This window comes from Aurantiacibacter odishensis (genome assembly GCF_003605195.1).
GTDB classification, from domain to species: Bacteria; Pseudomonadota; Alphaproteobacteria; order Sphingomonadales; family Sphingomonadaceae; genus Alteraurantiacibacter; species Alteraurantiacibacter odishensis.
Window position 1 is genome coordinate 135,996 of sequence record NZ_QYOS01000022.1, and the last position, 23,704, is coordinate 159,699.

Genomic DNA, 23,704 nt, shown 5'->3' on the forward strand with positions numbered 1-23,704 from the left:
AGCGAAGCGATAGGCGAGCAAATACTAGAAGTCTCCACTCAACCGAAAATTGAAGATCGGCTGCACCGACAGGTCCTGCACCTCGCGGAACAGCAGCGGGCTGCGGTCGCGATAGCCATCGTACACGTAGCGATCCAGCCGCGCGCGCCCGTCGGTGAGGTTGAAGACGGTAAGGCCGGCGGTCATGCCAAACACGTCCTTGTGCTCGATGAAAGCGTAGGTGTAGGTCGGCCCTTCGTCGTTCACGCCGGTCTCCCCCAGCCGATAGAAGGGCAGGGTGTGGTTGTATTCCGCGCCCACGCCCCAGGCCCAGTCGCTGCCGGGTACATCGTGGCGCAGTTGTACGTCCACTTCGCGGTCCTGGTGCCCGCCGATGCTGCGGCGTTCGCCGGTCAGCGGGTCGGTGAGTTCGCTTTCTTCAAGCTCCACCGTCACTTCCAGTTGCGCCCCGCGAAAGCCGATGGGTTCGAGCTGGAAAGTGCTGTTCCAGCGGATGCCATAGAGCGTCGCACTGTCGATATTGCCGCGCGTTTCCAGTCCGCCCGGCACGGGGATGAATTCGATGTAATCCTCAATCCGCTGGGCGAACACGCGCAATTCGGTGCTGCCCCAGTTGCCGAGGTCCTTCGTCGCATCCAGCTTCACCTCCAGCGTCTGCGGCGGCACCAGTTCGACGTTCCCGGCATTGGCTTGCCCCTGATTGAGGGAAACGCTGGCGAGGAAATCGCCGAAAGAAAGCTGGCCCACCGTGCGCGCCACTTCGATGGACAGGTCGAGCCCGTCCTCCACCTGCCAGGCGAGGTTGACCGAGCCCTTGGGCCGCCAGAAGCTGCGTGTCAGCCCCCCTGCCCCGGTCTGTGCGATGGTCGAGTATTCCGCGCCGCCGCCGATCTGCATGGTCAGATTGCTCGCAAGGCTGCGCGAGTGGGTGAGGATCATCTCGTACCGATCTTCCGTCACCCCGCCGGTGCCATTGGGGAAAGCGACCTCCACGAACTCGCCCGACGGGTCGAGATCGAACAGCGAGGATACGCGCTCCAGCCGGTTGAACGCGGCCTCCCCGTCCAGTTGCCAGTCGCCGCCCATCATCGCCCAACTGTATTCCGCACGGGCAATGTGTTCGCCGCGTTCGCTGTAAGCGGCAAAGCGGCTGCCTGCATCCGGGCTGTCGTCGGCGAAGTCGAGAATGGAATCCGATCGGGAGCGGGCGCGGGTGTAGCTTTCCTGCCCTATCAGCTTGATCTGGCCGGGCCCGAGATCGAATTGCACGTCGGCGCCCAGTTCGTAGCCCCAGTCGCGGTAGCGATCCTCGAACGCGCGGAAGCGGTCGATGCCGTCCACGAGGTCGCGGTCCTGATCCTCGCGGTAATTCTGGTAGGAGCGCCGGTAATTCGCATTGGCGTTGATCACCGTGCCGCCGGGGCTGGTCCATTGCACTTGGCCTGAAATGCGCGGGAAGTCCCCGACAAATTGCGAGCGGCTGTCGCGCCTTTCGAGAATCTCGCCCGTCGGACCTATGATCAGGTGCTCGCCCCCGCCCGCCGCGCCGCGCCCCGTGCCGTTGGCCAGCGCCACGGTCCATTCCAGCACTTCGCTCGCCCCGCTCAGCGAGACCTCGCCGCCGATGAAGCTGGGCTTGGCATATTTCGGGCGAATGCTGGCGCGATAGGTGAAGCGGCCGCTCAGCGGATCGGGCCGGGTGATCACATTGGCGACCTGCCCGGAAAGTCCCGCAATGCCCAAGGTTGCGCCGTCGACGATCTCGATGCGCTCCACCCGGTCCGTGCCGATGCGGCTGAGCTGGGTGAACACCCCTTCGGACTTGTTGGTGATACGTTCGCCGTCGATCAGCACGTTGGCGGTTGCCTGCCCCAGCCCGCGCGCGCCGTCCTCGCCACGAATGGTGAAGCCGGGCACTTCCTCCAGCATGTCCAGCGCGTTGCGCGGGGCGAAGCGGGAAAAGTCAATCGGCGTGAATATGCGCTTGCCACTGGCGACTTCGGTCGCGTCGGGCGCGGGCGCCAGAGGCTCCTCGGCCGTGCCGCTGCGCGATGTGTCGGCCAGCGGCTCGATTGCCGCTTCCTGCGCCTGTGCGGGCCATGCCGCGGAAAGCAGGGCGATGGCTGCGGTGCTGCCGAGAAAATTGCGCAAGTTCAGTCCCATCCCTCAATGACACTTGTAGTCGTTGAGGTCGTTACAGGGGAAACTTGCGCGCTCGGCCCGCACTCATCGACAAATGGCGATCATCACCCGATCAATCGACGAGGGGCGATTGCGGGCCGATAAACGGAATCTGAAGGTTGCTGCGCCAACCCCCTTGAACCGAAGCGGCCTAGAGGCGACATAGGCCCTGAAACACGAGTTAAGAGGACCACGCATGTTCGACCTGTTCGGCGACAACAAAGACCGTTTCACCACCGATCCCGTCACCGGCGCCCTGGTGCCAGTCGTCGTCGAATCGACCAGCCGCGGCGAACGCAGCTTCGACATTTTCAGCCGCCTGCTGCGCGAGCGCATCGTCTTTGTCACCGGCCAGGTGGAAGACAACATGGCCTCGCTGATCGTGGCGCAGTTGCTGTTCCTCGAATCCGAGAATTCGCAGGATATCTCCATGTACATCAACTCGCCCGGCGGCGTGGTGACGGCTGGCATGGCGATCCATGACACCATGCAGTACATCAAGCCGAAGGTGCGCACCGTGGTGGTAGGCCAGGCGGCTTCGATGGGTTCGTTCCTGCTGGCCGCAGGCGAACCCGGTATGCGCGTGGCCCTGCCCAACGCCCGCGTCATGGTGCACCAGCCCAGCGGCGGCGCGCGCGGCATGGCCAGCGACATCGAGATCCAGGCACGCGAGATCCTGCGCATCCGCCAGCGGATGAACGATCTCTACGTGCAGTACACCGGCCAGAGCCTTTCCGACATCGAGAAGGCGATGGACCGCGATACCTTCCTCGAAGCCGAGGAAGCCAAGAAATTCGGCATCGTGGATGCCGTTTTCGCCCACCGCCCGAAGGACGATGGCGAGCACGACCGCGACGGTAGCGGCGGCGCTCCCACGCAGGAAAGCGAATAGGTGGGCGGCTCTCATGCGCGTTGATAGCCCGCATGAGAGTTGTAGCATTTTGGCAACCCTGAACCTTCAGGCTGGCGCAAGCCGGGGATGATAGGGTTTCATTTGTTTGATATTCATCGTGCCTGCCCTAGATTGGCAGGCCGAATCCCGCGCTCACGCCCCGCAAAAGGGCCATAGTTCGGGCGCACAGGACGAAAGTAATGACGAAATTGAGCGGAACCGACAGCAAAAGCACCCTCTACTGCAGCTTCTGCGGCAAGAGCCAGCACGAGGTTCGCAAGCTTATCGCAGGCCCCACGGTCTTCATTTGCGACGAATGCGTGGAGCTGTGCAACGACATCATCCGTGAAGAGGCCAAGAGCGGCCTTGGCGGACGCAAGGATGGCGGCGTGCCTGCCCCCATCGACATCTGCGAAACGCTGAACGACTACGTGATCGGGCAGGACCGCGCGAAGCGCGTGCTCTCCGTCGCCGTGCACAACCACTACAAGCGCCTGAAGCATTCCGGCAAGGGCAACGATGTTGAACTGGCGAAGTCCAACATCCTGCTCGTCGGCCCCACCGGCAGCGGCAAGACCCTGCTGGCGCAGACGCTGGCGCGCACCTTCGACGTGCCTTTCACCATGGCCGATGCCACCACGCTGACCGAAGCGGGCTACGTGGGCGAGGACGTGGAGAACATCATCCTCAAGCTGCTGCAAAGCTCCGACTACAACGTCGAGAAGGCGCAGCAGGGCATCGTCTACATCGACGAGATCGACAAGATCACGCGCAAGGCGGAAAACCCCTCCATCACCCGCGACGTGTCGGGCGAAGGCGTGCAGCAGGCGCTGCTGAAGCTGATGGAAGGCACCACTGCTTCCGTTCCGCCGCAGGGCGGCCGCAAGCATCCGCAGCAGGAATTCCTGCAGGTGGACACCACCAATATCCTCTTCATCGTGGGCGGCGCTTTTGCCGGCCTGGAAAAGATCATCGGTGACCGCCTGCAAAAGCGTTCCATCGGCTTCGGTGCCAACGTGGAAGATCCCAGCAAGGCCAAGATCGGCGAAATGCTGGAGAAGTGCGAACCGGAAGACCTGCTGAAGTTCGGCCTGATCCCCGAATTCGTCGGTCGTCTGCCGGTGATCGCCACGCTGCACGATCTCGATACCGATGCGCTGGTGACGATCCTGAAGGAACCGAAGAACGCGCTGGTGAAGCAGTACGCCAAGCTGTTCGAGCTGGAAGACGTGGAACTCACGTTCACGGACGAGGCGCTGGAAGCCATCGCCAAGAAGGCAATCAAGCGCAAGACCGGCGCGCGTGGCCTGCGTTCCATCGTCGAGGGCCTGCTGCTAGATACCATGTTCGACCTCCCGAGCATGGATAACGTGACCGAAGTCGTTGTGGATGCTGACGTGGTGGAGGGCCGCAAGGAACCCGTCCGCGTGCTCGCCAACGACAACGGCAAGGGCAAGAAGGAAGCGGCAGCGTAATCGCCTGCCGCATCCAGCCTCCCACCCGGTTCACCCACTTTTCCGGAAGATCACGGGCGGTCCCTCGGGGCCGCCCTTCCGCGTGCCTGACGACCCGGCGCGCCTGACCTCCCCTGCACGGCGCAGGGGCAACCCCCACAAGGAGTTAAACTATGCCGACCAACAACGAACTCGCCGCCAAGATGCTGCGTGATGCCTCGATGTTCTTCCGCCAGGTAGGCGAACAGAACCCGCCCGTGGCCGATCAGATGAACCAGAACGCCGCCGTTTACGAACAGGTGGCCCAGCTGGTCGAAAGCGATCCCACCGGCGAAGTGCCGACGCAGGAGCCCACCGAGGGCGAAGAGCACCAGCAGGGCGGTTGACCTGCCACGAAGGGCGGCCTTGAGGGCCGCCCTTTTTGTTTCAGCCCTCTCCGGCCTTGCGCCGCTGTCCCAGCGCGCGAAGCCGGTCGAGGCTTTCCTCCGGCAACACTTCGCGCGGGTCGTAATATCCTTCGAACTGCGGGATATCGCCATCGAAACGGACCCACGGCATCGCTTCGGCCGTAAAAATGGTGACATCGGGCGTGATACTGCCCGGCTCGTCCAGACAACCGGTACGAACGCCCGTCATCAGTCTCCCCAGCCGACCGTAATAGCTGAACACGGCAGTGCCGCAGTCCTTGCATCGGGCAATGGTGTGCGGCTCCCCGCTGCCGCCGGGCACGCAGAATTCCGCCAGTTCGCCCGATAGCAGTTCGACGCGGTCGCTCTCCCAGAAGCCGTTGACGACGCCGGTGGAGCCGGTCTGCTGCTGGCACTGGCAGCACAGGCAGTGGTGCACCATGATCGGCTCGCCCGTGATGCGATAGCGGGTCCTGCCGCAGGCGCAGCCTCCTTCGCGCACCGCCCCACCGCTCACCCGCAATCCTCCTTGCAGTCCTCGAACGTGGTTTCGACCTGCAGCGTCACGTGGCCGATCGCGTGGTGATGCTCCAGTTCATGCGAGGCTTCGCGCAGGAAGGCATCGCCCGGGTGGCCACCCGGCATCACGAGGTGCGCGGTCAACGCTGTCTCTGTCGTGCTCATCGGCCAGATATGCACGTCGTGCACCGCTTCCACCCCCGGCAGGCCGCGCAGGTATGCGCGCACCTCGGTGTCGTCGATCCCGTCGGGCACGGCGAGCAGGCCCATCTTCACGCTGTCTTTCAGCAGGCCCCATGTGCCCCAGGCGATCACCGCCACGATCACCAGGCTGACAATCGGGTCGATCACCACGTAGCCCGTCATAAGGATCGCCACGCCCGCGATCACCACGCCGACGGATACCAGCGCATCGGCGGCCATGTGCAGGAAAGCGCCACGAATGTTCAGGTCGTGCTTGCGCCCGCGCATGAACATCAGCGCGGTTGCCGTGTTGATGACGATGCCCACGCCCGCCACCCAGATCATGGTCCAGCCCTCCGGTTCGACGGGATCGATCAGCCGGTCGACGGTCTCGATCAGGATCGCACCGATGGCCACGAGCAGCAGCATCGCGTTGGCGAAAGCGGCGAGGATGGTGGAGCTTTTCAGGCCGTAGGTGAACCTGCCCGAAGGCGGCTTCTTCGCCGCCACGCTGGCGCCCCAGGCAATCAGCAGGCCCAGCACGTCCGACAGGTTGTGTCCGGCATCGGCAACCAGCGCCATCGAACCGGATAGGAAGCCGAAAGTCGCCTCGACGATGACGAACGCCGCGTTGAGCACGATGCCGATGGCGAAGGCGCGCCCGAAATCGGCAGGCGCATGAGAATGGCCGTGGCCATGTCCGTGCCCATGATCGTGCCCGTGCGAATGCGAATGCGAATGCGCGTGAGAATGTCCTGACCCCATCGACCTACTCGTAGACGCAGGAATCGAGGCCGTCACGTCTTACCACGTCAATTCGTGCCTCGATGGTGTTCCCGTAGCGTGCTGTAAAGCCACCCGGATTCACCGCCTCGCGCGTTTTCGGGCTGGGCAGGACGGCAGCAATACGACTGGCCTCGTCCGGCGAGAGGCGCGCGGCAGAGTGTCCGAAATACCGCTGCGCCCCGCTTTCCACGCCGTAGGTGCCGAGCCCGGTTTCCGCGACGTTGAGGTAGACTTCCATGATCCGCCGCTTGTCCCACAGGTTCTCGATCAGCACGGTGAAATAAGCTTCCAGTCCCTTGCGGAACCAGCCGCCGCCCTGCCACAGAAACACGTTCTTGGCGGTCTGCTGGCTGATCGTCGATGCGCCCCGCTGGCGTTCGCCGCGCGCACGTTCTTCCAGGGCCTGCTCGATGGCCTCGGTATCGAAGCCGTTGTGGGTGCAGAACTTGCCGTCTTCCGCCGCGATCACCGCGCTCACCATGTTGCGGTCGATGCGAGAGAGCGGTTCCCAGTTCCGCGTCACGCTACGCTCGTCCATCAGCATGGTCGCGGTGTAGGTGACGGGCACGAAGCGCAGCAGGATCACCAACGCGACGCTTATGATCACGAACCACAGGACGAACTTTGCGAGGAATTTGAGGATGCGCAGGACCATCCGCGTGCCTCTACTAGATTTGCAGCGCGCAGCAAAAGCAAGAAAAAGGGCCGGACGTTTCCGCCCGGCCCTTTCATGTTCGTTGCAGCAAGGCTTTAGGCAGCCTGCGGCATCAGCCTTTCGCTGGCGATCCGCTGCATGGCCTTTTGTAGCTTCTCGAACGCGCGCACTTCAATCTGGCGGATGCGTTCTCGGCTGACGTCGTAGACCTGCGACAGCTCTTCCAGCGTCTGCGGGTTCTCTGTCAGGCGGCGCTCGGTCAGGATGTGCTGCTCACGCTCGTTGAGCGCGCCCATCGCTTCCACCAGCATTTCGCGGCGCACGTCGGCTTCCTCGGCATCGGCAACGATGGTGTCCTGCAACGGACGGTCGTCCGTCAGCCAGTCCATCCATTCGCCGCTGCCTTCCTCGCCATTGCGCATCGGCGTGTTGAGCGAGCCGTCGCCGCCCATCATCATCCTGCGGTTCATGTTGACCACTTCCTGCTCCGGCACGCCCAGATCGGTAGCGATCTTGGTGACGTCTTCCGGCGACAGGTCGGAGTCTTCATAAGCCTCCAGCTGCTTCTTCATCCGGCGAAGGTTGAAGAACAGCTTCTTCTGCGCGGCCGTGGTGCCCATTTTGACGAGCGACCAGCTACGCAGGATGAATTCCTGGATGCTGGCCTTGATCCACCACATGGCATAGGTTGCCAGGCGAAACCCGCGATCGGGCTCGAACTTCTTCACGCCCTGCATCAGGCCGACATTGCCTTCGGAAATGAGATCCGAGACGGGCAGGCCATAGCCGCGATAGCCCATGGCGATCTTCGCCACGAGCCGCAGGTGGCTCTGCACCAGCTGGGCTGCTGCATCGGGGTCTTCGTGCTCTTCGTAACGCTTGGCGAGCATGTATTCCTGCTCTGGCGTCAGCACGGGGAATTTCTTGATTTCCGACAGGTAGCGGTTGAGTCCCTGCTCACCGCCGAGTGCCGGCACCGTGGGTCGATTGTTACTCACTTTGTCCCAAACCTTTCTTCTTTGTCGACCACTCGTATCGGGCCCCTTCTGGGCACCCGGTCTTGGCGGTCACATTGGGTGCAACTCTCTTATAGCGCACCACGGGCCGATATAGGGTGCATTTCATCGATTGGAATGACCTGTTTGGTCGATCAGTTCCCGCATATCGGTCGGTATTTCGCTGGAAAACGACAGGGCGTTACCGGTGACGGGATGGATGAAACCGAGTCGCGCGGCGTGGAGAGCCTGGCGCTCGAAACCCAGGGCCTTGATAACAGGCCGTAAAGCGGCTGGAGTGCGTCCGTACACAGGGTCTCCTATTAGCGCATGACCGATTGACGCAAGGTGAACCCTGACCTGGTGGGTTCGCCCGGTTTCAAGGCGGCATTCGATCAGCGAACAGTGATCGAGGCGCTCCAGCGTGCGGTAGTGCGTGACCGCGTGTTTCCCACGCCTCGAATTGTCGGGCAGCACAGCCATTTTCTTGCGGTCCCGGTCGCTACGCCCGAGTCGCGCATCTACGGTTCCGGAAGAAGGATTGGGATGTCCGCCGCATACCGCGAGATAGGCCCGCTCGAGCGAGTGATCGGCGAACTGCTTCGCCAGCCCCTCGTGCGCCGCGTCGCTTTTGGCGACCACCAGCAGTCCGGATGTGTCCTTGTCGATCCGGTGGACGATGCCGGGCCGCGCGACGCCGCCGATGCCGGAAAGCTGGCCCCGACAGTGGTGGAGCAGAGCGTTCACCAGCGTGCCGTGGGGATTACCCGCAGCCGGATGGACCACCATCCCGGCAGGCTTGTCGACCACGATCAGGTGCTCGTCCTCGAACACCACCGGGATCGGGATATCCTGTGGAACAGCCTGTGGATTACTTGGGGGCGGCAAGTGGATGAAAAAGCTCGAGCCCGCTTGAACTTTGGCGCTGGCACTGGTGACGGCCTTGCCGTCCACCTCCACCTTTCCCTCTGTAATCAAGGACTTGATCCGCTCCCGCGACAGATCGGCCACTTCCGCCAGCGCCTTGTCCAACCGGGTGGCGGTGTGGATAATCCCGGTGAGGGTTTGAGTGGTTGTTTTGTCGGACACAGCCTCTCTTTACCGACTGCCCTGAGCTTGTCGAAGGGCTGTCTTTCACTTAGCGCAGAGCAGTGCCTTTCTGGACCTACATCCTCCATTGCAATGCTGGCCGCTTTTACACCGGCCACACAGACGATCTCGAAAGGCGGATCTGGCAACACGAGAATGGGGTAATCCCCGGGTTCACGCGAAACTTCCTTCCGGTGAAGCTTGTCTGGTCTCAGGAATTCACGACGCGCGAGGAGGCGAAAGCTGCGGAGAAGCAGATCAAAGGTTGGTCGCGGAAGAAAAAGCTGGCGCTGATCCGTGGCGATTGGGCTTCAGTCTCGCGCTACACGAAAAGCAAGGGCAGCCCTTCGACAAGCTCAGGGCAGTCGGTAGTTGTTAGAGAAAGAGTGATCGCATTGCTTCGCGAGGAAGCACAGCGTGCATACCCTGACGAATGCTGCGGTATCCTGCTCGGAGCAGGTGAAGCGATCACCGATGCCCTGCCAGCTCCTAACGTGCATTCCGCGCCGCGAACCCATTTCGAGATCGATCCGCAGGCCCTGATCGACGCGCACCGTGCCGCGCGATCCGGCGGCCCGCAGGTGCTGGGTTACTACCACTCGCACCCGGCCGGACCGCCGCACCCGTCAGCCACCGACCGCGCCGAGGCTGCGCATGACGGCAAGCTTTGGGCTATCGTCTGCGAAGATGCGATTGGCTGGTGGCGCGATACGCCAGACGGTTTTACGGAGCTTCCCTACCCGCTCGTCCGCGCCTAGATACCCGGCCATGCCCTGCCCTACCCGACGCATCGTTGCACTTTTCGACAAGTGCGGGTGGCAGCGTAGAAATTTTGCCCTAGGACTGTGTTCCAGGTGTTCCACATTAACGCCAGACCAAGGCCACGAACTGTTCAAATGACTTCCTCCCTCGATCTTGCTTCCCTGCTCTGCTCCCGCCTCTGCCACGACATGCTCAGCCCCGTGGGCGCGCTTAATAACGGGCTGGAACTGCTGGCGGACGAGAAGGACCCAGCGATGCGTCAGCGCTGCCTCGACCTGCTGGAACAGAGCGCGCGCATCTCCGCCAACAAGCTCAAGTTCTTCCGCCTCGCCTACGGCGCGGCAGGGGGATTCGGAGAGCAGGTGCCGGTGGAGGAACCGCACGAACTGCTCACTTCGCTGACCTCGGCTGACGAACGACTTACGCTCGACTGGGCGGTGAGCGAACAGACGCTGTCGAAGCCCGCGATCAAGGTGCTGCTGAACCTTGCCGCCATGGGTCTCGATTCGCTGGTGCGCGGTGGAACGCTGGCCGTGGGTGCTGAGCGCAATGGCGGCCAGACGGAAATCGCCATTCGCGCCAGCGGCCCGCGCGTCGCTTTCGACGAGAACATCGGCAAGGCGCTGGACGGTTCGCTAGCGGCAGACGAACTTTCGGGCCGCACCGCCCCTGCCCACCTCATCCGCCTGATCGTGGAGCGTGACGGCGGCGCGGTGCAGTATCACCACGGCAAGGAAGCACTTGTGCTGGGCGCCATGCTGCCCGATCCGGAGGGTATGATCGGTTGACCGACCCGCTCGTCCACCGGGAACAGCCCTCGCCCAATTTCAACGAGCGACAGCTGCCGATCTCGATGGTCGTGCTGCACTACACCGATATGAAGCCGGTCGAGACCGCGCTGGAGAAAATGTGCGATCCGGAGGCCGAGGTCTCGGCGCACTACTGCATCACCGAGGAAGGCGATGTCATCCGCCTCGTTCCGGAAGACAAGCGCGCCTGGCACGCGGGGGTTTCGTATTGGCGCGGCCACAAGGACGTGAACTCCGCCAGCATCGGGATCGAACTGGATCACCCCGGCCACGCGCTGGGCTATCGCGGCTTCGCCGATGCGCAGATCGAGGCGCTGGTGCCACTGCTCCACCGCATCGTGAAGGCATACGACATTCCCCGCGCCAACGTGGTGGGCCATTCGGATGTCTCCCCACTGCGCAAGCTTGATCCCGGCGAGCTCTTCCCTTGGGAAAGGCTGGCCGAATACGGCCTGTGCCTGCCGCGTCCGGACAAGCTCTCCCCCGATCCAGTGTTCGATAACGATGCGGCCTTTTACCTGGCGCTGGAGCGGTTCGGTTATGACATCACCGACGGACGCAAGGCGGTGGAAGCGTTCCAGCGCCGCTGGCGGCCCGAACGCATCGATGGCATGATCGATGGCGAAGTGCGCGCGATCCTGTTCCAGCTCCTGCTGGATCGCGACCGCGGCCACACCCGCTGAATCGCAGACTTCCCTACCGCGTCGCCCGCGCCTATATCGCTGATCGCCGGGGAGCCGGGCAGCCGCGTGGCCTTCGGGCCGCGAGGAAAGTCCGGGCTCCACGAAACAAGGGTGGCGGGTAACGCCCGCCGCGGGCAACCGCAGGGAAAGTGCCACAGAGAGCAAACCGCCGATGGCTGCTCCGGCAGCACAGGCAAGGGTGAAAGGGTGCGGTAAGGGCGCACCGGGGGGCCGGTAACGGTTCCCGTCCTGGCAAACCCCACCCGGAGCAAGACCGCATAGGGGTCTCGCGCCTCTTCGGAGGCAGGAGCGTTTCGCTCCGAGAGATCCGGGTTGGTCGCTGGAGCGGTCGGAGCAATCCGCCGCGTAAGATGAATGGCTGCCCCCGCGCACGCTGGTCGGAAACGATACCGGTCGCGGGACAGAACCCGGCTTACAGGCTCCCCGGCAATTTTACTGGGCCTGCACCAGGTCGGCCTGCGATTCCTTCGTGATGGAGATGTTGCCTTCCCCGTCGTCGACAGCATTGATGTAGCGGCGATCGCTGCCTTCCAGCACGAGAGCCGTCAGCCGACCGTGGCAATAGGCCCCGGTATCAATGCCGATGCGGTTGCCCCGGTCCTCCGGCGCCTGCGTGATCGTGTGGCCATGCACCACCACCGCGTCGTGCGGATCGCGGTGGCTGAGGAAGGGCTCGCGAATCCAGCGCAGCTTGGCGATTTCCTGTTCCTCCAGCGGACGCCCCGGCTCAATCCCGGCGTGTACGAACACGTAATCGCCGATCGTCACCACGTTCTCGAAGCCGGCGATGAAATCGATGTCAGCCTGCGGCACCACCCTGATCATCGCTTCCTGCAGTTCTTCGAGATCGGAACGCGTGTATTCGCGCTTGTCGAGACCGTAGCTGAGCAGGGTTTCCCTGCCGCCATGGCGCAGGAAATGGCGCATCATGTCGACGCTTTCGAAGCTGCGCAGGAACATTTCCTCGTGATTGCCGGCAAGGATGCGGACGGTGCGAAACTTCTGCCATTCCCTGGCCAGCGCCAGCACGTTCATGCTGTCCGGCCCGCGGTCCACCAGATCGCCCAGCAGGACGATCGTCGTTTCCGCCACACCGCTCTCGCGGTTGTCGACCTCGATGGCTTCGATGAGAGCGATCAGCAGATCGCTGCGACCGTGAACGTCACCAACTGCGTATACGCGCTGCCCCTCGGGCACGCTTGCCTCGATTTGCGGCAGCTCCGGCTCCGCTTTCCTGGATCGAAAGAATTGAAACATGCTCAGACTTGTCTTGCCCACATAGTGATAACGCGTGAGCACGCAATCGGTAGGTGTGCAGCGCGCTCATTCATTGTCAAAGCTGTCGCGACCCTGAATGTGGTGCCAAAATCACACAGTCCAAGGCAGCGAATGCCACGCCGCGTAATTTTCCTTGTGCAATGCACAATAGCTATGCAAGATAGCAGTGCTTTCGCGGCGAATTGGCGCACTAAAAGATGCCAACACGCGAATGGCGCAGGTGGGACGAAGCATTAGTTCACCACAAGCAATTGAGGAAATTGCCCATGCTTACGTCCGTCCGCAGTCTTACGGCTGCTTCTGTTTTTGCACTTTCCACTGCCTTCGCAGCTCCTGCCATGGCGCAGGACGATGACGGCATTGGCGTCGAAGTTTCGGCCAATGTCGCGATGGTTAGCGAGTATCGCTTCCGCGGTGTCGACCTCTCCGGTGGCGAGTTCGCCATCCAGGGCGGCGTCGATGTCGGCCTGCCCGCCGGCTTCTATGTCGGCACCTGGGCCTCGTCGCTTGACGAGCAGACTGTCGGTTACGGCAGCACCGAACTCGACGTTTACGGCGGCTGGGCCGGCGAATTCGGCAACATCACCACCGATGTCGGTGTGATCATGTACATCTATCCCGATGCCGGTGCCGGCGATTTCGACTACATCGAGTTCTACGGCTCGGTCGGCGCGGCCCTCGGCCCCGCCGATGTGACCGTTGGCGTCGCCTATGCGCCTGACCAGGATTCGCTGGGCGGCACCGACAACTTCTACATCTATGCCGATGCCGGTGTCGGCATTCCCGGCACGCCTGTCAGCCTGTCGGGCCACGTCGGCTACACCGACGGCTTCCTGACCTTCACGACTGACAGCGAAGCGATCGACTGGTCGCTGGGAGCGTCCGTGGCCGTGCCCGGCACGCCGCTGGAATTGGGCGTTGCCTACATCGGCGTCGAAGGCGATGCGCTGGTCGATCCGGGCGGCGTCTTCACCGACGATGCGCTGGTTTTCACCGTGTCGGCCAGCATCTGACAGCTAATCGCGTAAAGCGAGGAACGGGAAGGCTCGTACCGGCAACGGTGCGGGCCTTCTCTTCGTCTGGACACCACCTCACCGGAAACAGTACAATCGCGGCTTGGATGGGGCCGGGTCGTCGCTATATCCGGCCACGAGTGCTCTTTCGGTCAGGAAGGAGAGCCACGAATGAACCGCGACAAACGGAGTTTCCTCCCAGATGACCCACTATCTTCACACCATGATCCGCGTCACCGATGCCGAGGAGACGATTAAGTTCTTCAATCTGATCGGGCTGGAGGAAGTGCGCCGCAAGGACGTGCCGCAGGGGCGCTTCACGCTCATCTTCATGGCCGCACCGGGGCAGGAAGGCACGGCGGAACTGGAGTTGACCTACAACTGGCCGCCCGAAGACGGCAGCGAGCCGGAACGGTATGACGGCGGCCGCAACTTCGGCCACGTCGCCTACCGCGTGGATAACATCTACGAGACGTGCCAGAAGCTGATGGACGCAGGCGTGACGATCAATCGTCCGCCGCGCGACGGGCACATGGCCTTCGTCCGTTCGCCTGACGGTATCAGCGTGGAACTGCTCCAAGAGGGACACCTTGAAGCGCAGGAACCATGGGCCAGCATGGAAAACACTGGCAGCTGGTAGGCTCGAAGGGTCCTCGCTCGTCCGATCCATGCTCTTCTGGGATCATCCCAAGGCTGCCACGAATGTGGTCATCGATACGGTCATCGTTCGTGCCGGGCGCACGGGCGATGACGATCCCGAATCATTGAGTATGGATGTCGCGGACTTCACCCTCGCGATGATGCAGAGTGGCCGCTATCCGATGGCGGCCATCCCGCAGCCCGCGCTGATGGGCACGGCCTTCAAGATCTACGTAGGTGAGGTCTACAATGGCGGGCACGTCCAGTTCATCGGCAATTCCGAATGGGGCGAAGACGATGTCGGCCTTGTATCCGCCTGCCTGAAACGCGTCGATATTCCGCAAGTGCAGGCGATCTTCGCCGACCTGCTGGCATACGAGCGCGCCAGTCCGAAAACGTTTCACAAGGCCGATTGGCGCGACGACGTGCTCGATGCTCTCGACAAGCGCCTGTTCGCGCTGGACCGCGCAAGCATCTTCGCGCCGCTGGCAGATTGGCTGCAGGAAAGCCTCGTGCTGTTTCCCGTTCCTGCCGAGAACTGGCACAGCGTCGTTTACGAATTGGCCGCTCGCAACCGCGATCCGCAGGGGCACAAGGGCCACTAGCAGCGTTCTTAGCTTGCGATTCGCGCAAACAAGCGCCACCTGCGGCGCATGAGAAAGCGCAGGCTCCCCCAGGTGGTCATCATCGGCCGCCCCAATGTCGGCAAGTCGACCCTGTTCAACAGGCTGGTCGGCAAGCGTCTGGCGCTGGTCGACGACCAGCCCGGCGTCACGCGTGATCGCCGCATGGGTCTCGCCGGCCTTTCAGGTCTGGAGTTCGAGGCTGTCGATACCGCCGGGTGGGAAGACGAGGACGACAAGTCGCTGCCCGGCCGGATGCTCGCGCAGACACAGGTCTCATTGAAAGGCGCGGATGCCGCGCTGTTCGTGATTGACGCGCGCGCAGGCCTCACGCCACTGGACGAGGAAATCGGACGCTGGCTGCGGCAGCAGGAAGTGCCCGTGGTGCTGATCGCAAACAAGTCCGAAGGCAATGCAGGCGAAAGCGGTATTCTGGAAGCCTACTCGCTGGGCCTTGGCGAACCGGTGCCCGTCAGCGCCGAACACGGCGAAGGCGTGGCCGATCTCTACAGCGCGCTGATCCCGCTGATCGGCGACAAGGCCGAACAGATGCAGCTGGAGGACGAGGCCGAAGCCGCCATCGCCGCCGACAAGGCCAGGGCCGCTGCAGAAGCGGGCGAGGAGTTGGAAGAAGTCGATCCTTCCGCCCCCCTCAGCCTCGCCATCGTGGGGCGCCCCAATGCGGGCAAGTCCACCTTGGTGAACCGCCTGCTGGACGAGGACCGGCTGCTCACCGGGCCGGAAGCGGGGATCACCCGCGATTCCATCGCCATTGACTGGGAATGGACAGATCCCAAGACCGGCGAGGACCGGATCATCAAGCTGATCGACACCGCCGGGATGCGCAAGCGCGCCAAGGTGGTCGACAAGCTGGAGCGCCTATCGGTGCAGGATGGCCTGCGCGCGGTCGATTATGCCGAGGTCGTGGTGCTATTGCTGGATGCGACGCGCGGGCTGGAAGTGCAGGACCTGAAGATCGCCAGCCAGGTGATCGACGAAGGCCGTGCGCTGATGGTGGCGATCAACAAGTGGGATATCGCTGAAGATCCCAGCGCCCTGTTCAACGGCATTCGCAGCGCACTGGAAGAGGGCCTGTCGCAGTTGAAGGGCGTGCCGTTGTTCGCGGTGTCCGCGATGACTGGCAAGGGCCTCGACACGATGCTGGGCGCGGCATTCGAGCTGCGCGATGCGTGGAGCCGCCGCGTGCCCACCTCCGCGCTCAACCGCTGGTTCGACGACGCGCTGGCAGCCAATCCCCCGCCCGCACCGGGCGGCCGCCGGATCAAGCTGCGCTATATCACACAGGTCGGCACCCGACCGCCGCGCTTCGTCATCTTCGGCTCCCGCCTTGATGACCTCCCCGCCAGCTACGAGCGCTACCTGCTCAACGATATTCGCCGCAAGCTGGGCTTCGGCGCGGTGCCCGTGCGCCTCACGTTGAAGTCGCCGAAGAACCCCTACGATTCCAACCGCGGCGGCGGTGGCAAATTCAGCGGTGGCCAGGGCCGCGACTAGCGGCTTTGAAGTGCAAGACCCATGTTCGAAACCTTTTCCATTACCGGCGAACTTATCGAGCGCACTTCCAGCACGGTGCGCGTGCAGGAGATCGTGCAACTCAGCCTTGCGCCGGTGTTCCTGCTGGCCGCAATCGGCGCAATGCTGAACGTAATGAATTTGCGCCTCACCTGGCTGTTCGACCGGATCGAATTCATCGAACGGCAGGACGAAACCGGCGAGGCAGGGCGCGAGGCGGAAGAACTACCCGCACTGATCCAACGCCAGAGCTACGCGCAGATGGCGGTCAACCTGTCGACGTCGGCTGCGCTAACCATCTGCGTGGTCGTGGCCGTGCTGTTCATCAGCGCCTTTATCGAGCCTCGCATCGGCACGCTGGTGGCGATCCTGTGGGTAGCGACCATGGTGCAGCTTTCGGCCGCCCTGCTGCTTTTCTTCCGCGAGACGAACCTCGCCCGCGCGACGGCGCGCGAGCGGCGCAAGCGCAGCCGCGAGATTCTGGCGCGCAAGCGCGAGAAGGAACTGGACTAACCCTGTCGCATGCACGGCCTGCGGCAAGGCGTGTGCTTTACAAGGCAGAACGAGGCCACTGCCACACCCCCGTCACGCTGTTATGTTGTTGTAATAACAGGGCCTCCCGAGTGCCCGCGAGGAGAATTACAACCATGCAGCGCTTGCAGCTTGATTTTCAGGCCGGCCCCGATGGCGCGCGGCAAAGCTTCGATGTTCCAGACATCGCGACAGCGCTCGTTGTCGCGGACATCAACCTGTCCGACGGCAAGGCGAACATTCGCGATGGTGAAAAACTGGTCGCCCGGCTGGAGAAGCGCCACGTTGGCGGCTCCTCCTACTGGCGCGTGAGCTGACCTCGATCAGCCGGCGCCCGCGTCGTTCTCGCCTTCACCGGCAGCCTTGGAGTTGAGCTGCACGTAATTCTGGATGCCCATTCGCTCGATCATGTCGAACTGGGTTTCCAGGAAATCGACGTGCTCCTCCTCACTCGCGAGGATGTTCTCGAACAGCTGACCGGAGGTGAAATCCTTGACCTCCTGGCAATACTCGGCCGCTTCCTTCAGCAGCGGGATCGCCTCATTCTCCAGCGCAAGGTCGGCCTTGAGGATTTCCTCGACCGTCTCGCCCACCTTCAGCTTGTGCAGAGCCTGGAAATTGGGAAGCCCGTCCAGAAACAGGATGCGGTCGGCCAGCCAGTCGGCGTGCTTCATCTCGTCGATCGATTCGTGCCGCTCGTATTCGGCCAGCTTGTAGACACCCCAGTCGTTCAGCACGCGGTAGTGCAGCCAGTACTGGTTGATCGCCGTCAGTTCGTTGGTGAGGGCCTTGTTGAGATATTCGATGACCTTGGCGTCGCCCTTCATGGCCTGTCTCCTGCGTGTGATTTTCGTGCGCTCAGTTGGTCAGGATCGCCTGTCGTTTGCAAGTGAAACCGACCGGACAATTGCCGAAAAATGGCGGAAAACCGCGCTATTGCGAATGCGAATCAGGAATTCTCAGGCAGCGGCGAGCGGACAGGGAAGAGCTTCCCGTTCCTCCGCGATCACATATTCCGCTTCTTCAAGGCACTGGCCGCAGTTGGGGCGCTTGCCCAGCTTTGCGTAGACCGATTCCGCGCCGCCACGGTGCTGCCGCGCAGCCTTGCGCAGGTCGTCTTCCCGAATGGCGTTGCAGATGCAGGTATACATATGGTGCGCGAATCCCTTGCGACGGGGCCTTGTGAACTGCCACGAAGTTAATGCGAATAAATTGCATTAGCAAGCTATTTGAGAATAATTCTCAAGACTGTCGGCGTCTTCAGCGGCGTAGGGGAAAGACCCGGCCATAAGTCAGGCAGCGCCACAGCCACTCGAGCGGCCCGTAGCGGTATTTCGCCAGCCATACACGGGACCATGTCAGCATCACGGCCCAGCCCAGCGCCACCACCAGGTAGAGTTCAGGCCGCGTCAATTCGCCCCACAGTCCTCCTGCCCACGGGTGGAAGATCAGCATCATCAGGATCGACGTGCCGATATAGTTGGTAAAAGCCGCCCGGCCCGCCGCCGAAACCCGCTCGGCAAGCCAGCCGCTCGCGGAGTTTCCGTGGAGCGCCAGCAGCAGGGCCAGCCCCAGTATCATCGGCAGTCGCGGCAGCATGGAGAATGCCATCATCGCAGAGAGCGTCCCCCAGTAGGTGAAGCCTTCCGATCTCACCCAGAGAGCCATCCATAAGGTGAGGCCCGCGCCGGTAAGGAACAGGCCCCAGCCCCATGCCCTGCGGCTACGTTGGCTCGTCGAAGTGCCGAACCAGCCGAAGCGGTAGAACGCCATGCCGATCAGCATCAGCGGCACTGTCTCGAACACCATCAGGAGGATCGCGTTCAGCGGATCGCCTGCGTGTTCGGCAAAGTTATGCGCCACGAAGTCGGCATAGGTGCCCTCCGTCATGATTGGGATCTCGGCCTGATCGTCGGCAATCGCGGCCTGCTTGCCCTCTGCGATGGAACCGCGCGCTTCCTCCATCCCCTCGGCCTGCCCGAAGGAGGTATCGGCAATGACGTAAGCCGAGCCGATGGCAAGGGCGTAGACAAGCGCCCCGACCACGTAGCCGATCAGACCGAGCGTCAGGAGCCGTGGCGCAGGCATCCGTAGGAACAGCATCGCAGCGAAACCGGCTACCGAATAGAGAACGAGGATATCGCCGCGCCAGATCAGGAAGAAATGGGCGAGGCCGAACAACAGCAGGAAGACCAGTCGCCGCACCAGCAGGCGGCGCGATGCGCCGCGCTCCCACGCCTTTTCCATGAACAGGGCCATCCCCGCGCCGAACAGAAGCGTGAACAGGCCGCGCATCTTGCCATCGATGAGGACAAACTGGGCCACCCACAGCCACTCGTCCGTGGCATCGTGACCGCTCAGGAAACCGTCGGGCCAGGCATAGGCGCTCCACGGCTGGCCAAAAGCGACGATATTGGCAGCGAGGATACCCAGCACGGCCACACCGCGAATGAAATCCAGGCTGGCAATGCGTTCGCCCCCGGTCGCAGGAGCAACCGCCTGAGCGTCGCCATCGGGCGTCGCCGTGTTCTCAACCATGCCGCTTCCCCTTTGTCCGTCCCGGCGGCCTTATGCAGGCAGCAATGGGATTTGGGAAGCGCTGCGGCGTGGGCTTCAGTCCCGCGTCACCAAGCAATCGAACCCGCTGCGCTTCAACGCGGCGCAAGCCGATTGTGCATCGCCCTGCGAGGCGTAGCCACCAGCCTGCACCACCGTCACGCGCCCGCGTGACAGGAAAAAGCGCTCGCGCCCGGCAATCTCGGGACGGCTCGCCACCCTGTTCCACAAACGCTCGGCATTGCCGGGGACGCCGAACGCGCCAAGCTGCACGCGCCACGGTCCGCTTGCCACCGCTGCCGGACGCGGAGCGGGAGGCTGGGCAGCCGATGCCGGAGTTGCAGCGCGCGGCGTCTCGGACCGGGCGTAACTGGCCCCTGCCCTTGCCGGGTCTTCCGTGCCGGTCGCCTCGCGCGCCTGCTGCACGGCATCGCGGGCCGCGGCAACTGATGGGGATTGCGCAACCGAAGGGGCAACGGTCTCTGCGACCGTCGCCGGCGCGGAAAAATCGGCCGCTGTCAGCTGCGCCGTCCGCGCCTGCTCCGCCTCAAGCTCGATCTGCCGGGCGAGCGCCGCCGCGCTCTGCCGTTGTTCCAGCGGGATGAAGCCATCCATCTCCTCGATCGCCGGGCCAGCCTGCGGCAGCCCTGCCCCGTTGGCCAGCGTTAGCAGGGCATAGGCGCGCTCCCAGTCGCGCTCCACGAAGTCGCCGTTGAAATGGGCAATGCCCATCAGATACTGCGCCCGCGGATCCCCGCGCAGCGCCGCTGCCTGGACATAGGGCAGCGCCTCTTCCCGGCGGCCGTCCTGGAACAGCATCAGGCCGTATGTATCGGCCGCCTGCACGTGCCCGGCGCGGGCCGCGTCGCGATAGAGTTCTTCCGCGCGCGCCAAGTCGGTCGGCACACCGCGGCCCAGACGGTAAGCCTGCCCCATGTTGAACATGGCATCGGGATCGCCTGCCTCGGCAGGTCCCTGCCACTCGGCAATGGCGCCCGCATAGTCGCCGCGCGACCACGCATCCACGCCGTCGCGCACCGTGGCCTCCAATGGGGCAGCGAGCGCGAACAGGGCGAGCGCGCCGGCGGTTTTCGTCAGAACTGAAATCGTGCGGTCGGCCATGATATTCTCATCCCCCTGGCAGGCGGTGTGCACGATGCCATAGTAAACAAGGCGTTAGCAAAGCGTTTATCGGGCGCGACTATTGGAGCGGAGAAGATGCATCGCCCGGCCGTAATCCCCGCCCGCCATGGCTCCTACTGAAAGGAAAAAAGCGCGTCCCTGGTTAGCCCGCATTAACTCAAAATAAAGGGTAGTCTGCGAAGCCCTTAGGCGAAGGCCCGCATTGAGACTTGGTCGGGTCGTTTGTTCCAAGGGGGAATCGCGTTGCGCGTTTTGGCATTGGCATCGCAGAAGGGCGGATCTGGCAAGACCACCCTATCCGGACACCTCGCTGTCCAGGCGCAGCGCGCTGGCGCTGGCCCGGTAGTGCTTATCGATATCGACCCGCAGGGGTCGCTTGCCGACTGGTGGAACGAGCGTGAGGCGGAATATCCCGCTTTCGCCCAGACCACCGTTGCCCGGCTGGCGAACGACCTGGCCATCCTGCGCCAGCAGGGTTTCAAGCTCGCCGTGATCGACACACCGCCCGCCATCACCATGGCTATCCAATCGGTGATCTCGGTGGCGGAACTTATGGTCGTACCTACCCGCCCCAGCCCGCACGATCTGCGCGCCGTGGGTGCCACGGTCGACCTGTGCGAACGCGCAGGCAAGCCGCTGATCTTCGTGGTCAACGCCGCAACACCGAAGGCAAAGATCACGTCGGAAGCCGCCGTCGCGCTGTCGCAGCACGGCACGGTGGCCCCGATCACCATTCACCACCGCACCGATTTCGCGGCCTCGATGATCGACGGCCGCACGGTGATGGAAGTCGATCCCGAGGGTCGCAGCGCGCAGGAAGTGACGGCGCTGTGGCACTACGTTGCCGATCGGCTGGAAAAGAACTTTCGCCGCACCGTCTTTGCCGCTCCCGGCAGCAAGGCCGCACAGGCGAACGGCGCTGCCCGCGCCCAGGGCGGGGGCTTCGGTCGCCGCGTAGCGCAGTAATGGGGCGCGCCATGACAGAGAGCAACTCGTTCGCCTCGCTCGGCCCCATGCTCCTAGCCCGCAAGGGCACGGCAAAGCCCGCCATGCGGGCCCAACTCACGCAGAACGATCGCACGGCAACGCTGGGCGATGATTTCGACGACCTGGCCGAAAGCCAGTCGGCGCTTGGCTGGAACGACATGGGAATGGACGACTCGGTCGTTCCCCTGCGCATTGCCAACGACAGCGCCGGTTCGCCTGTCGCGAAGGGCGGCAAGGCTCGGCAGAAGGCAATCCAGCAGGGCCGCCGCGCGGCCTTCACGCTGCGCCTCGATGTCGAACGCCACCTCAAGCTGCGCCTCGCCAGCACGATGCAGGATTGCAGCGCGCAGGAACTTGTGACCGAGGCGCTGGATCGCTTCCTGTCCGACATTCCCGAACTCGATTCCATCGCCGCGCATGTCGCTGGCAACAAAAGCAAGTCCTGAGGGGGACCTATCCGATGAACGGTAACACAAACCGCAATCCGATGATTGGCCTTGGCGTCACGACTGCCATGGCCGCTGTCCTTCTGACCGGCTGCACAGCCAACAGCACGCCGCGCGCCGAAGTCGCCGCTTCCGATGGACAGCACGCCATCCAGCAGGGCCGCACCAGCGAAGCCATCCAGCACGCCGAACTGGCGGTAACGGCAGAGCCGCACAACGCGCAGTATCGCCTGACGCTGGGCAATGCCTACCTGCAGGAAGGCCGCTTCGCCTCCGCCTCCACGAGTTTCCAGGATGCGATGGCGCTGGGCGACAACAGCCCGCGTGCCGCGCTTAGCCTTGCCCTCGCCCTCACCGGCGAAGGCCGCTTTGCCGAAGCCGGCGCGCTGCTGCGCGACTGGGAAGGCGAAATCGCCGCGCCCGACCTTGGCCTCGCCTTCGCGCTTGCCGGGGAGCCGGAACGCGGCATCCACATCCTTTCCAACGCCATTCGCCAAGGCCAGAACACGGTCAAGGTGCGGCAGAACCTCGCCTACGCCTATGCCGTGGCCGGTCGCTGGCGGGACGCCCGCCTGATGGTGGAGCAGGACGTGCCTGCCGACCAGGTCGGCGCACGGATGCAGGAATGGGCGCAGATGACCCATAGCGAGGCTTACCAGCACCGCGTAGCGGGATTGCTGGGCGTACCCGCAGGCGTTCGTGACATGGGCCAGCCGGTTCACCTCGCCCTCAATCTTGGCGACGACATGGAACAGCTTGCCGCGCAGGACAGCGTGCAGACCCCCGCCCCGGTCGGCGAGTTGGCCGCGCTCGATGCTTCCGTGTCCGCCGCACCGTTCGCTCCCGTGGCCGCAAGTCGCGAGCCGGAAATCGGTCTCGATACCAACCAGGCCGAAGCATCGCCGCCGGTAAACTTCGCCGAATCGTTTGCCGCGCCTTCTCCCGAAGTCGCTGCGCTGGCTCCGGTGACGACGGACTCCATGTCTTTCGCCCGCGCCCCGCTGGTGCAGGAAGTGCCTGCCCGTCGGCGCGCGACTGCTCCAGTTGGCGAAAATTCGTCCAGCACGGCACCGCGTCCGGCCCCCCGTCAGGCCGTGGCACGCTCGTCCGAAGCGGCTTCCGCACCCGTGCCAGCAACGGCTCGCGCCAGCGTGGCCACGGCCGGTCCGGTCGCGGATCCGACGCACCTCGTGCAACTCGGCAGCTTCTCCAGCGAGCAGGGCGCCCGCCGTGCCTGGGGCATTTACGTCAGCCGCCATCCGGAGCTGGCCGATCACGAGATGGTCATCACCGAGGCAGTAGTGCGCGGCAAGCGCTACTGGCGCGTGTCGGCAGGTGGCTTCAACGTCGCGTCCAGCCGCTCGATGTGCTCCAGCGTGAACAGTTCCTCGTCCGGGGAAGGCTGCATCACCTGGGCCGCGAACAGCCCGCTGCCCGGCGCAGTGGATCGCGGCGGTGTGATGCTCGCCCGCCGCTGATAGCGGAAACCATAGCTATTCCGATTGGCCCCTCTTCGCAT

Annotated in this window: 26 protein-coding genes and 1 other RNA gene; 16 read left to right on the forward strand and 11 right to left on the reverse strand. The window is 63.5% G+C overall.

Features of this window, described 5'->3' with window-relative positions:
* Nucleotides 1–24: 24 nt before the first annotated feature.
* Complete coding sequence (locus D4Q51_RS06385) at nt 25–2,151, reverse strand: TonB-dependent receptor plug domain-containing protein (protein ID WP_162925181.1); 2,127 nt, start codon at nt 2,149–2,151, stop codon at nt 25–27.
* 226 nt (nt 2,152–2,377) lie between these two features.
* Here D4Q51_RS06385 and D4Q51_RS06390 point away from each other — a divergent pair, with 226 nt between their 5' ends.
* The 3 genes from D4Q51_RS06390 to D4Q51_RS06400 all read left to right on the forward strand — a co-directional run bounded on the left by D4Q51_RS06390 (nt 2,378) and on the right by D4Q51_RS06400 (nt 4,913).
* On the forward strand, nt 2,378–3,073 hold the full coding sequence (locus tag D4Q51_RS06390; RefSeq protein WP_120076920.1) for an ATP-dependent Clp protease proteolytic subunit: 696 nt from the start codon (nt 2,378–2,380) through the stop codon (nt 3,071–3,073).
* Nucleotides 3,074–3,273: 200 nt separating this feature from the next.
* Nucleotides 3,274–4,548, forward strand: a complete 1,275-nt coding sequence (clpX, locus tag D4Q51_RS06395) for an ATP-dependent Clp protease ATP-binding subunit ClpX (protein ID WP_120076921.1) — start codon at nt 3,274–3,276, stop codon at nt 4,546–4,548.
* A gap of 152 nt (nt 4,549–4,700) precedes the next feature.
* Complete coding sequence (locus tag D4Q51_RS06400; RefSeq protein WP_120076922.1) at nt 4,701–4,913, forward strand: hypothetical protein; 213 nt, start codon at nt 4,701–4,703, stop codon at nt 4,911–4,913.
* A 40-nt stretch (nt 4,914–4,953) separates the two neighbouring features.
* Here D4Q51_RS06400 and D4Q51_RS06405 read toward each other — a convergent pair whose 3' ends face one another.
* The 5 genes from D4Q51_RS06405 to D4Q51_RS06425 all read right to left on the reverse strand — a co-directional run bounded on the left by D4Q51_RS06405 (nt 4,954) and on the right by D4Q51_RS06425 (nt 9,161).
* Nucleotides 4,954–5,451 (reverse strand): GFA family protein, encoded by a 498-nt coding sequence (locus D4Q51_RS06405; RefSeq protein WP_120076923.1) that lies wholly within the window; start codon nt 5,449–5,451, stop codon nt 4,954–4,956.
* Nucleotides 5,448–6,401, reverse strand: coding sequence for a cation diffusion facilitator family transporter (locus D4Q51_RS06410; RefSeq protein WP_120076924.1), 954 nt, complete (start codon nt 6,399–6,401; stop codon nt 5,448–5,450). Before D4Q51_RS06410 ends, D4Q51_RS06405 begins: the two co-directional genes overlap by 4 nt.
* 4 nt (nt 6,402–6,405) lie before the next feature.
* Nucleotides 6,406–7,077, reverse strand: a complete 672-nt coding sequence (gene mtgA, locus D4Q51_RS06415; protein ID WP_120076925.1) for a monofunctional biosynthetic peptidoglycan transglycosylase — start codon at nt 7,075–7,077, stop codon at nt 6,406–6,408.
* 95 nt (nt 7,078–7,172) lie between these two features.
* Complete coding sequence (gene rpoH, locus D4Q51_RS06420; RefSeq protein WP_205689452.1) at nt 7,173–8,075, reverse strand: RNA polymerase sigma factor RpoH; 903 nt, start codon at nt 8,073–8,075, stop codon at nt 7,173–7,175.
* Between the two features lie 123 nt (nt 8,076–8,198).
* A complete protein-coding gene (locus D4Q51_RS06425; RefSeq protein ID WP_120076927.1) occupies nt 8,199–9,161 on the reverse strand; it encodes an RluA family pseudouridine synthase in 963 nt (320 codons plus the stop codon).
* A 62-nt stretch (nt 9,162–9,223) separates the two neighbouring features.
* Between D4Q51_RS06425 and D4Q51_RS16055 the strand changes: the two genes are divergently transcribed.
* The 4 genes from D4Q51_RS16055 to rnpB all read left to right on the forward strand — a co-directional run bounded on the left by D4Q51_RS16055 (nt 9,224) and on the right by rnpB (nt 11,867).
* Nucleotides 9,224–9,919: a Mov34/MPN/PAD-1 family protein gene (locus D4Q51_RS16055; RefSeq protein ID WP_338068458.1), complete on the forward strand. Its 696-nt coding sequence runs from the start codon at nt 9,224–9,226 to the stop codon at nt 9,917–9,919.
* A 138-nt stretch (nt 9,920–10,057) separates the two neighbouring features.
* Complete coding sequence (locus tag D4Q51_RS06440) at nt 10,058–10,711, forward strand: histidine phosphotransferase family protein (RefSeq protein WP_120076928.1); 654 nt, start codon at nt 10,058–10,060, stop codon at nt 10,709–10,711.
* Nucleotides 10,708–11,415: an N-acetylmuramoyl-L-alanine amidase gene (locus tag D4Q51_RS06445; RefSeq protein ID WP_120076929.1), complete on the forward strand. Its 708-nt coding sequence runs from the start codon at nt 10,708–10,710 to the stop codon at nt 11,413–11,415. The genes D4Q51_RS06440 and D4Q51_RS06445 overlap by 4 nt, the downstream gene beginning before the upstream one ends.
* A 46-nt stretch (nt 11,416–11,461) precedes the next feature.
* An RNA gene (gene rnpB, locus D4Q51_RS06450) (RNase P RNA component class A) lies at nt 11,462–11,867 on the forward strand.
* Nucleotide 11,868: 1 nt separating this feature from the next.
* Here rnpB and D4Q51_RS06455 read toward each other — a convergent pair.
* Nucleotides 11,869–12,693 (reverse strand): metallophosphoesterase family protein, encoded by an 825-nt coding sequence (locus D4Q51_RS06455; RefSeq protein WP_120076930.1) that lies wholly within the window; start codon nt 12,691–12,693, stop codon nt 11,869–11,871.
* Between the two features lie 287 nt (nt 12,694–12,980).
* On the opposite strand from D4Q51_RS06455, the gene D4Q51_RS06460 reads away from it, so the two are divergent.
* The 6 genes from D4Q51_RS06460 (at nt 12,981) to D4Q51_RS06485 (ending at nt 17,370) form a co-directional block, all read left to right on the forward strand.
* Nucleotides 12,981–13,727, forward strand: coding sequence for a TorF family putative porin (locus D4Q51_RS06460; RefSeq protein ID WP_120076931.1), 747 nt, complete (start codon nt 12,981–12,983; stop codon nt 13,725–13,727).
* A gap of 202 nt (nt 13,728–13,929) precedes the next feature.
* The gene (locus D4Q51_RS06465; protein WP_120076932.1) at nt 13,930–14,367 is read left to right on the forward strand and encodes a VOC family protein; all 438 of its coding nucleotides are present in this window, start codon (nt 13,930–13,932) and stop codon (nt 14,365–14,367) included.
* 28 nt (nt 14,368–14,395) lie between these two features.
* On the forward strand, nt 14,396–14,971 hold the full coding sequence (locus tag D4Q51_RS06470; protein ID WP_120076933.1) for a DMP19 family protein: 576 nt from the start codon (nt 14,396–14,398) through the stop codon (nt 14,969–14,971).
* A gap of 48 nt (nt 14,972–15,019) precedes the next feature.
* Nucleotides 15,020–16,504 (forward strand): ribosome biogenesis GTPase Der, encoded by a 1,485-nt coding sequence (gene der, locus D4Q51_RS06475; RefSeq protein WP_120076934.1) that lies wholly within the window; start codon nt 15,020–15,022, stop codon nt 16,502–16,504.
* A gap of 21 nt (nt 16,505–16,525) precedes the next feature.
* Nucleotides 16,526–17,035: a DUF2721 domain-containing protein gene (locus D4Q51_RS06480; RefSeq protein ID WP_120076935.1), complete on the forward strand. Its 510-nt coding sequence runs from the start codon at nt 16,526–16,528 to the stop codon at nt 17,033–17,035.
* Between the two features lie 134 nt (nt 17,036–17,169).
* The gene (locus D4Q51_RS06485) at nt 17,170–17,370 is read left to right on the forward strand and encodes a hypothetical protein (RefSeq protein WP_120076936.1); all 201 of its coding nucleotides are present in this window, start codon (nt 17,170–17,172) and stop codon (nt 17,368–17,370) included.
* A gap of 6 nt (nt 17,371–17,376) precedes the next feature.
* Here the strand turns inward: D4Q51_RS06485 and bfr are convergent, their stop codons facing one another.
* The 4 genes from bfr to D4Q51_RS06505 all read right to left on the reverse strand — a co-directional run bounded on the left by bfr (nt 17,377) and on the right by D4Q51_RS06505 (nt 20,731).
* On the reverse strand, nt 17,377–17,880 hold the full coding sequence (bfr, locus tag D4Q51_RS06490; protein WP_120076937.1) for a bacterioferritin: 504 nt from the start codon (nt 17,878–17,880) through the stop codon (nt 17,377–17,379).
* A gap of 132 nt (nt 17,881–18,012) precedes the next feature.
* Nucleotides 18,013–18,204: a (2Fe-2S)-binding protein gene (locus D4Q51_RS06495; protein ID WP_120076938.1), complete on the reverse strand. Its 192-nt coding sequence runs from the start codon at nt 18,202–18,204 to the stop codon at nt 18,013–18,015.
* A 109-nt stretch (nt 18,205–18,313) separates the two neighbouring features.
* Nucleotides 18,314–19,591 carry a DUF418 domain-containing protein gene (locus D4Q51_RS06500; protein ID WP_120076939.1) on the reverse strand — a complete coding sequence of 426 codons (1,278 nt, stop codon included), beginning with the start codon at nt 19,589–19,591 and terminating at the stop codon, nt 18,314–18,316.
* A gap of 75 nt (nt 19,592–19,666) precedes the next feature.
* Complete coding sequence (locus D4Q51_RS06505) at nt 19,667–20,731, reverse strand: SPOR domain-containing protein (protein WP_120076940.1); 1,065 nt, start codon at nt 20,729–20,731, stop codon at nt 19,667–19,669.
* A 264-nt stretch (nt 20,732–20,995) separates the two neighbouring features.
* Here D4Q51_RS06505 and D4Q51_RS06510 point away from each other — a divergent pair, with 264 nt between their 5' ends.
* Genes D4Q51_RS06510 through D4Q51_RS06520 form a run of 3 tightly spaced genes read left to right on the forward strand, consistent with a single transcriptional unit; the run spans nt 20,996 to nt 23,663 of the window.
* On the forward strand, nt 20,996–21,718 hold the full coding sequence (locus D4Q51_RS06510) for a ParA family protein (protein ID WP_120077046.1): 723 nt from the start codon (nt 20,996–20,998) through the stop codon (nt 21,716–21,718).
* 11 nt (nt 21,719–21,729) lie between these two features.
* Entirely contained in the window at nt 21,730–22,185 is a 456-nt protein-coding gene (locus D4Q51_RS06515; protein WP_120077047.1) for a hypothetical protein, read from the forward strand.
* A gap of 14 nt (nt 22,186–22,199) precedes the next feature.
* Nucleotides 22,200–23,663 (forward strand): tetratricopeptide repeat protein, encoded by a 1,464-nt coding sequence (locus tag D4Q51_RS06520; protein WP_120076941.1) that lies wholly within the window; start codon nt 22,200–22,202, stop codon nt 23,661–23,663.
* The last annotated feature ends 41 nt before the right edge of the window (nt 23,664–23,704 follow it).